Origin of the sequence: uncultured Campylobacter sp., from assembly GCF_938018145.1 — a bacterium.
Classification (GTDB): domain Bacteria; phylum Campylobacterota; class Campylobacteria; order Campylobacterales; family Campylobacteraceae; genus Campylobacter_A.
Window position 1 is genome coordinate 1 of record NZ_CALIII010000416.1, and the last position, 7,379, is coordinate 7,379.

7 protein-coding genes and 1 pseudogene are annotated in these 7,379 nt (G+C 44.5%); 5 read left to right on the plus strand and 3 right to left on the minus strand.

Translation table 11 applies throughout. The features are described 5' to 3' along the window. Nucleotides 1-507, minus strand: a 507-nt coding sequence (locus Q0338_RS09565; protein ID WP_298086543.1) for a cytochrome c biogenesis protein ResB, incomplete at its 3' end; no start/stop codon positions are given. Between the two features lie 85 nt (nucleotides 508-592). Then, nucleotides 593-1,156, minus strand: a complete 564-nt coding sequence (locus tag Q0338_RS09570) for an alpha/beta hydrolase (protein WP_298086544.1) — start codon at nucleotides 1,154-1,156, stop codon at nucleotides 593-595. 300 nt (nucleotides 1,157-1,456) lie between these two features. Here Q0338_RS09570 and phsA point away from each other — a divergent pair, with 300 nt between their 5' ends. The 5 genes from phsA to Q0338_RS09595 all read left to right on the plus strand — a co-directional run bounded on the left by phsA (nucleotide 1,457) and on the right by Q0338_RS09595 (nucleotide 7,190). Continuing rightward, entirely contained in the window at nucleotides 1,457-3,745 is a 2,289-nt protein-coding gene (phsA, locus tag Q0338_RS09575) for a thiosulfate reductase PhsA (protein WP_298086545.1), read from the plus strand. Nucleotides 3,746-3,755: 10 nt separating this feature from the next. Beyond that, nucleotides 3,756-4,325, plus strand: a complete 570-nt coding sequence (locus tag Q0338_RS09580) for a 4Fe-4S dicluster domain-containing protein (protein ID WP_298086546.1) — start codon at nucleotides 3,756-3,758, stop codon at nucleotides 4,323-4,325. Then, nucleotides 4,318-5,289, plus strand: coding sequence for an NrfD/PsrC family molybdoenzyme membrane anchor subunit (gene nrfD, locus Q0338_RS09585; protein WP_297969486.1), 972 nt, complete (start codon nucleotides 4,318-4,320; stop codon nucleotides 5,287-5,289). Before Q0338_RS09580 ends, nrfD begins: the two co-directional genes overlap by 8 nt. 124 nt (nucleotides 5,290-5,413) lie before the next feature. Continuing rightward, complete coding sequence (locus Q0338_RS09590; RefSeq protein ID WP_298086547.1) at nucleotides 5,414-6,082, plus strand: response regulator transcription factor; 669 nt, start codon at nucleotides 5,414-5,416, stop codon at nucleotides 6,080-6,082. Next, nucleotides 6,066-7,190: a HAMP domain-containing sensor histidine kinase gene (locus tag Q0338_RS09595; RefSeq protein ID WP_298086548.1), complete on the plus strand. Its 1,125-nt coding sequence runs from the start codon at nucleotides 6,066-6,068 to the stop codon at nucleotides 7,188-7,190. The genes Q0338_RS09590 and Q0338_RS09595 overlap by 17 nt, the downstream gene beginning before the upstream one ends. On the opposite strand, the pseudogene Q0338_RS09600 reads toward Q0338_RS09595, so the two are convergent. Continuing rightward, nucleotides 7,187-7,379 (minus strand): annotated as a pseudogene (locus tag Q0338_RS09600) (chemotaxis protein); the annotation flags it as partial. The gene Q0338_RS09595 and the pseudogene Q0338_RS09600 overlap by 4 nt on opposite strands.

Sequence of the window (7,379 nt, forward strand, 5' to 3'; positions counted from 1 at the left end):
TTTGTAGTATCCGTCAAAGGTTAAATTTGCTTTTTTGCCCGCGATTTCAAGCGGCAAGTTAAAGTCGTTTGAGCCGACGGAAGTGATTTGTTTCGGGATTGAGTTTGAGTAAATTTGACCGTCTTTTTCGGCTGCGATTTCTATTCTGGAAACGGATCCGAATACCGCGTTTGAGGTTTCGTTTTCTCTGATGTGGATGTTACCCTCAAAGCCTAGATATCGCGTCATCGCCGCGCCTAAAAGCATAAATAAAAAGCTAACGTGAAATATCAAAACGGGTAGTTTTTCTTTTCTTAAAAGGTTGTATCTGAAAATATTATAAGCTAAATTTATACCTAAAAGCACCTGCACCAAAGCAAACCAACTCGCTCCGTAAACCGCCGCCCACGCGCTTTTTGTGTCGTAGTAGCTTTCTATTATCGTTGCCGCGCCGCTACCGATAGCAAATATAATAAGTAGCACGACGGCCGACGTCATACTGAAAAATAGGGATTTTAACTCGCTCAAAACAGATCCTTGAACATAAATTTAGTAAATCAAAATGCACATTATAGTAATTTTTTTTAAATAATCTTACTTTTTAGTTATTATTTTATGATAATTTTTCGTCTTTAAGTTTAAATAAATTTAATATAAACTCAAATTTGCTAAAGCCGTCCGCACTCATAAAGTGTCCGCCTTTTTTAAATATATCAGGTGCCACGTCTAAATTTCGTGCTACCTTTAGACTAAGCTCGCAAGGCACGATATAGTCGTCTTTTGCGGCTATTACTTTTATTAAATTCGCCGCCGTTTTTATCTTTTCGTAGGCGATTTGCGGCTTGCAAAACTCATCTAAAATCGCAAATTCCTTAATCGGCTCGTCAAACGGCGATATGAGGACTAGACCGCCAAATTTTGGTAAATTTGCAAAACCGCTAAGAAAATTTAAGCTAGTTATCGTGCCCAGGCTGTGAGCGATGATAAATGAATTCTCTCCCAAATTTACGTTTTGTTTCATCGTTTCTAGCCACTCGTCTAGCTTTGGTGTTTGCGGGTTTGGCATCTTTAAAATTTCCACCTCGGCAATGCCGCGCATATTTTCTTTAAACCAACCAAACCAGTGGCTTTGTGGAGAAGCGTCGTAGCCGTGAATGATGTAAATTTGCTTTTTCATTAAATTTGCCTTTTTGAAAAAATACGCGAATTATATACAAATAAAATTAAAATAATTTTTGGCTGGAACCGAAAGAATACTTTTTAAGTTATAAATTTAAGCAAACAGCAGCTCAAATATCATCATCTCTTAAAATTTGATATTTATAAATTCGGTAAATTTGAAGTTAAATTCAAGCTTTTCCCCTAAAAAACGAAATAGTCGTTATCAATTAAAATTTATATTGATACGAAAAATTTACGTATAATTTACGTTGATTATTTAAGATTTCGGTAAATTTATTTCAAAAAGGGAGAAAAAATGGATACTTCGAGGCGAAATTTCTTAAAAGCATCCACCGCCACGGGCTTGCTTGCGATGACTTACGCGCCCGGTACTTTAGGCGCCGTCGGCGCCAAAGCGCTAGAAGGCGGCGATAAGACCGTTTATAGTTTTTGCGAGATGTGCTCTTCTCGCTGTCCTATCGAGGCCAAGGTCGTAGACGGCAAAAACGTCTTCATCCAAGGCAACGGCAAGGTAAGCGGCACGGCGACTTCCGTGTGCGCAAGGGGCGGCAGCGGGCACAATCAGCTCTACGATCCGCAGCGCATCGTAAAACCGCTCATCAGAGTAGGCGAGCGCGGCGAAAACAAATGGCGCGAGGCGGGCTGGGACGAGGCGCTAGATCTAGTCGCTAAAAAAATGCTAGAAATCAAGGAAAAATACGGTCCCGAGAGCTTTGTATTTACGGCAAAATCAAGCCAAACGCACAAGCTAATGACGACCTTTGCTAGCGCATACGGCTCGCCTAATTGCTTCTCGCACCTATCTTGTTGTCCCGTGACCTATCAGATGGTTTGTACGCATATGTACGGAGATGCGAAGCTAAAAAGAGACTTCGGCAACGCAAAATACGTCGTAAATTTCGGGCACAATCTTTTTGAGGGTATCGTCATCGCCGACGCTAAAAAGCTAGCTAAAATGGCCGCGAAAGAAGATACCAAGCTGCTGGTTTTAGATCCGCGCTTTAGCGTCGTGGCTTCAAAAGCCGACGAGTGGCTACCCGTAAAACCGGGAACCGATCTAGCATTTGTTTTAGCCCTTATCCATACATGGATCAAAAATGGCACATACGATAAAGAATTTATAGAGAAATTTACGATCGGATTTGACAAAGTCGTAGAAGCGACCAAAGACACAACTCCGCAGTGGCAAGAAAAGATCACGGGAATACCTGCAAAAACGCTCGAGCGTATCGCCGGAGAAATTTGGAAGGCGGCGCCTAAGGTCATCATCGACTTCGGCCACAACACGACTACCGCTAGAGCCGAGTATATCCGCACTAGAGCTATAATGACCGCAAACGCGATGATGGGCAACTGGGAGAAAAAGGGCGGAATTTTCGGCGGCAAAAAGGCTAAGCTATATAATACTTTAGCAGGCGAAGAGCTAATCCCAGAGATCACGAACCCGGACGCCGCGATAAAAGTGCCTAAAACCCCTAGGATAGACGGCGCGGGCGAGGACGGGGTAAATAAATTCGTCGGCAGGAGTCACGGCGTTTTGATGCAAATTCCGCAAGCTATATTAAGCCAGAAGCCTTATCCGGTAAAAGGCTGGTTTAGCATAAGATTTAATCACCCGATCAACGTCGCAGGCACTCAAACTACGATAGAAAGCCTTAAAAAGCTTGATTTTATCGTTTGTTCGGATATTTATATGAGCGATTTTGCGATATGGGCGGACGTGATACTGCCTGAGAGCACCTATCTGGAGCGCGACGAAGGCATCGAGGATAAGTCGAGTCAAAAACCTGCCTATATGATAAGAAACAAAGTCGTAGATCCTATCGGCGACACCAAAAACGGCTATGATATCTTTAGAGAGCTAGCTCGCAGGATGAAGATAGACGAGCAGTACTCGGCAAACACGATGGACGAGTGGAGAATCAAACAAGTAAAAGGCAACGCCGAGCTTTTGGCAAAGCTGGTTAAAGACGGCTACGTCACTTGGAAGGTGCCGGGGATTTTGTTTAGAGAAAAAGATAGCGTAAAAGAATTTACGAAAAAATTCCCTTACGCGCAGCAGTTCGTGGGCGACGACGGGCTGATGGAGTCGCAGGTCAAATTTAAAACCGATAGCGGCAAGATCGAGCTCTTTAGCGAAAAGGTCGAAAAGCAGTTTCCGGGATACGGCTGCTTAAACGCCGAGGGCATGGACGTATTTTTCGGCGAGGAGCTTTGCCTAATGAGCGGCAAAACGCCGATACACACCAACGGACACACGCAAAACGTCGAATTTTTAAACGACCTGATGAGTAGCGCGCCCGTCTGGATACACCCTAATACCGCGAAAAAATACGGGCTAAAAGACGGCGACAAAGTAACCTTGCAAAGTAAAACCGCAAAAGAAAAAGCAAGCGTGATGCTGACTGAAGGCATCAGGGAGGATACGCTTTTCGTCTATCACGGTTTTGGTCACGAAAGCGCGGGACTAAAGCGTACGAACGGCGTAGGAACGAATCAAAGCAAGCTGCTAGATCCCTCCGTGATCGGTCCCGTCGCCTCCACGATGGTGCGAAACGTCGGCGTCAAGATAATAAAAGCGTAAAGGAAAAAAGATGAAAAAAGCGTATAGAATGATACATGACGAAAACCTCTGCATAGGCTGCCAAGCGTGCTCGGTGGCTTGCAGGAGCGAAAACGAAGTGCCTAGAGGCGTTTTTAGGCTCCAAGTTCATTCGCAGATAAAGGGTAAATTTCCAAATTTAAAAACCGATTTTAGTAGACACAGTTGCGTGATGTGCGAGGACGCTCCGTGCGTGACCGTTTGCCCTACGGGAGCTAGCTTTCAGACGAGCGATGGCATAGTGCTGCTAGATCACTCTACCTGCGTATCTTGCAAATACTGCATCCTAGCCTGTCCTTACGACGCTCGCTACGTCGAGCCAAAAACCGGCGAGATAGGCAAATGTACGTTTTGCTTTGAAACTAGAGTGAGCATTGGCGAGCAGCCTGCGTGCGTGACCGTTTGTCCGACCGATGCTTTGGCATTTGGCGATATAAACGATCCAAACAGCGAAGTAAGTAAAATTTTAAATACCAAATCTCACTACTATCCTAAAGCCGAGCTTAAAACCAAACCCAAGCTTGCTATGATAGCTAACCGCAAAGGAGGAAGCCATGAATAATATGTGGGGAAGCGTAGCGCAATATAATGAAATTTACTGGCCGTGGCCGATAGCGGTTTATCTATTTTTGGCGGGTTTATCTGCAGGCGCGATGATGGTCGCATTGCTTGTAAAGTGGAACTACCACAAAAAACAAGACGGCAGCATCTGGGACGCGATGGTAAAGGCGGGCGCTCTAGTGGCTCCTATAACGATCACCGTGGGCCTTGCGCTTTTGGTGCTTGACCTTGGCAAGCCGCTTAGTTTTTACTGGATTTTGATTAAGTACAACTTCGGTTCGGTTATGTCTATCGGCGTTGCGTTATTGCTGCTTTATACGCCGCTGGCTTACCTTTTTGCGGTAATTATTTTCGAAGAAGAGATAGAAAAGTATAAAATTCTAGCGATTTTACGTCCTATTTCTAGGTTGATTCGCTCTTTTGCGCCTCTTTCAAAGATAGTCGAGACGGCGCTTTTCGGTCTTGCGATCGGCGTTGGTATATATACGGGCTTTTTGCTTAGCGCGATTACGAAGCTTCCGCTTTGGAACACGCCTATTTTGCCGATTTTGTTCCTAACATCAGGCTTTAGCTCAGGCGTAGCGACAAACATCCTAGTCGGACTTTTGTGCTTCAAACACCTTCTTAACGAAGACAACGTGAAGTATCTTTTGGTTATGGACTTGCGCGCCGTACTTTTTGAGATACCGCTTATTGCGATACTATTTTTGGGACTATATTTCGAGGGCGGAGCGAGCGCGGTTGCAGCTAAACAAGCTCTAAGCACGGGACAATACGCGCTGATCTTTTGGATAGGCGTCGTTGGCATTGGACTTTTAACGCCTATCACCATAGCGCTAACGGCTCTTAAAAATCACGCTTATAGAGTTGGCTACATCATAGCAAACTCTCTTGTAGTTATCTGCGGCGTCGTTATGCTAAGATACTACATCGTTTATGCAGGTCAAGTTTTCACGGGCGCGTGAAATTTAGGCTAAACTAGACGCACTAGGCTCGGTAAACTCGCCGAGCCTTTTTAAATTCAGACGATCCAAAATCATTTTTAGCTATCATCTCCCTTAAAATATTGCGATAAAATTCGGAGAATTTATGAAAATTTTACTGCTTGAAGACGACTTCGTATATCGTGAGAGCGTTAGCGAATACCTAGAAAGCCTAGGCTACGAGGTGGATGAGGCCGCCGACGGCAAGGTCGCCTGCGATAAGATAGCGGCTGGCTTTTATCATTTGCTGATACTTGATATCAAGGTCCCGCACATCAGCGGACACGAGGTGATAAAATACGCCAAAGATATCGGCTGTGAAACGCCCATAATGATAATGACCTCGCTCGTGGATATAGACGATATGGCGGTCGGATACGAGCTGGGCTGTAACGAGTACCTAAAAAAGCCCTTTGAGCTAGCCGAGCTCAAATTTAGAGTAAACGAGCTAATGCGAAAATATCACGGCAGAGACGATAAAAACTTGATCGCGATCGATGAAAACTTTAGCCTCGATACCGCTAAAAAGCGGCTCAAATTTAAAGGCGAGCCCGTCGAGCTAAGCACGAGAGAATTTGCTATCGTCGAGTGTTTGCTGTTTCATAAAAACAGCTTTGTCGGTATCGAGCGGCTACGCGCCGAGGTGTGGAACGACAAGGAAATCGACCCCGCCGACGTGCGCATGCATATACTAAAAATCCGTCAAAAAACGACTCCCGAGTTTATAAAATCATCGCGCGGACTAGGCTATAAGATAGATGTTTCAAAATCTTAAAATCCCTATTTTAGCCACTTTTATCATCATGGCTTTGTTTATATTTCAAAGCTACGAGATTATAAATTTAAGCTCCAAAGACGAATACTCGAAAAATATGTTCGAGTTGCTGGAGTACGAGGGCAAAATCCGCAAAGCGCTCGATAAAAACGAGACTTTGCCTATCTCGCTCACATATAGATACGGCGTTTTTGATCTCAAAGAAAAGCAGATCGTCTCAAATTTAGACGCGCGACCGAGCGATTTAAAATTTATCACCCGCCAAGAAAACGGCCATCTTTTTTACAAGACCTATTTTAGCGCGGACGGCGAGTTTTATTATCTCGTGCTAGCCAAAAAGCAAAACGCGGCTAGGATTTTATTCGTCACGGCTCTAACTCTAGCGTTTGCGCTCGTGGTCGTATTTTTCGCGCTTTATTTGTCGTTTGTTAGCGGGATAAAGCCATATAAAGACGCTAAAAAATATATGAATAACTTTTTTAACGACGCGATGCACGAGCTAAAAACGCCGCTGGGAGTCATCGGTATAAACCTTGAAATGCTGGGCCTTGATAACAAATACGTCACCCGCATGCGCTCGGCTCTAAAGCAGATGCAAGTTACCTACGAGGACACCGAGTACTACATCAAGCGCGGGTATATTTTATTTCCGCCCGAGATTTTAAATTTGAGCGAATTTTGCCTCGAGCGAGCACGGTATATGCGAGGTATCGCGATGGCGAAAAATATCAAAATTTACGACTTCGTCGAGCCTGATTTGCAAATTTTTATGAGTAAGATAGAGGCGGGCAGACTGATCGATAACAACCTAAGCAATGCCGTAAAATACAGCCGCGAAGGAGGAATAATAAATTTACGCCTTTTTGAAAAAAGCGGCAAAATCGTGCTCGTAGTCGAGGACGAGGGTGAAGGTATAAAGGACACGAGTAAAATTTGGAAACGCTATGTTAGAGACGAGGGCGTGCAGGGCGGCTTTGGCCTTGGGCTAAACATCGTACAAAGCATCTGCGTGAAAAACGGCGTAGAGTACGGCGTAAAAAGCGAACTGGGCAAAGGCAGCGTCTTTACCTACAAATTTTCGCCGTACTCAAAAAGCCTGCTTGACTAATCAAACCAAACGCCCAGCTTTGCTAAATTTCGCTCTTTTGAGTCAGAGTTAAAATAAATCACGAAATATCCTACTCGCTCGCCCTTTGCGTCGTTCATCGGCTGGACGGTAAAGGCGTGCGAATCCGTCTGATAAAATCCGCCGCTTTTAAATTTGATATCCTTTAGCATCGGCAAGACGTTTAAATTT